Origin of the sequence: Lyngbya sp. CCY1209 (assembly GCF_035615495.1) — a bacterium.
Lineage (GTDB): Bacteria > Cyanobacteriota > Cyanobacteriia > Cyanobacteriales > Microcoleaceae > Limnospira.
Genome location: NZ_JAJENU010000437.1, coordinates 1 through 956, shown reverse-complemented (window position 1 = coordinate 956; position 956 = coordinate 1). Strand labels below are relative to the sequence as shown.

Sequence of the window (956 nt, the reverse complement as noted above, 5' to 3'; positions counted from 1 at the left end):
GAGTGGTGCGCCCGCCTCTCGAAAAAAATCGGCAAACCCTACCGATTGCCCAGTGAAGCTGAGTGGGAATATGCGGCCCGAGCCGGAACCACCACCCCGTTTCATGTCGGTGAAACCCTGACCACCGACCTCGCCAACTACAATGGCAACTACACCTATGGCTCAGAAGCCGAGGGTGTCTACCGCGAAAAAACGACCCCCGTCGGTCAGTTTCAACACGCCAATGCCTTTGGCTTATCTGACATCCACGGAAATGTTTGGGAGTGGTGCGCCGACCCCTGGCATGACAACAGCTACAACGGTGCGCCATCGGATGGTCGAGTTTGGGATGCAAAAAATATCTACGATAACTATATTGATTATTTAGTCAACTTGTTGAACGCGAAAGAAAGGCGAGTGCTCCGCGGCGGTTCGTGGTACTTCAATCCTGTATTCTGTCGCTGTGCCCTCCGCTACTGGGTCGACCCGGCCTTCATCAGCTACTACTTCGGTTTCCGCGTCTCCTGTCCCCCCCCGGAGACTCTTCGCCCTTAGCGCTCTTACCCTTTTGCCCTTTGCCCTGTTTCTATTTTACCCTTTTTGCGAGCGCAGCGAGCTTTTTTTATATTTTTTTAAATTATACCTCTTTTGCTCGAGTTTGTGTGTAACGAAATGTTAAGTTTCCAATACTGGGGGAAATTAATAATTACGTGAAAAATCGATCCGCTTAAAGGAGACTCTTCGCCCTTAGCGACTATTAAGAAACCGGGTTTCTATGAGAGTTTCTCTTTCCCCGCCAGATGGTTGCCTAGAAACCCGGTTTCTACTCCCAAGCATCCATCCCGAACCATAATATCAAATCCGGTTGAATGCCCGGAACAAAACGGGTCGGATATCGAGACCGCTTGGGAATCAATTCCCCGAGGGCGCAAGCCTTGCGCCCCTACCAGCCAAAATCATCGGTCGATGATTGGGGA

General features: G+C 50.8%; 1 protein-coding gene. It reads left to right on the top strand.

Annotated features, from left to right (window positions below; all coding sequences use genetic code 11):
* Window positions 1-534, top strand: a 534-nt coding sequence (locus tag LKE08_RS13315; RefSeq protein WP_324704718.1) for a formylglycine-generating enzyme family protein, incomplete at its 5' end; no start/stop codon positions are given.
* Window positions 535-956: the final 422 nt, after the last annotated feature.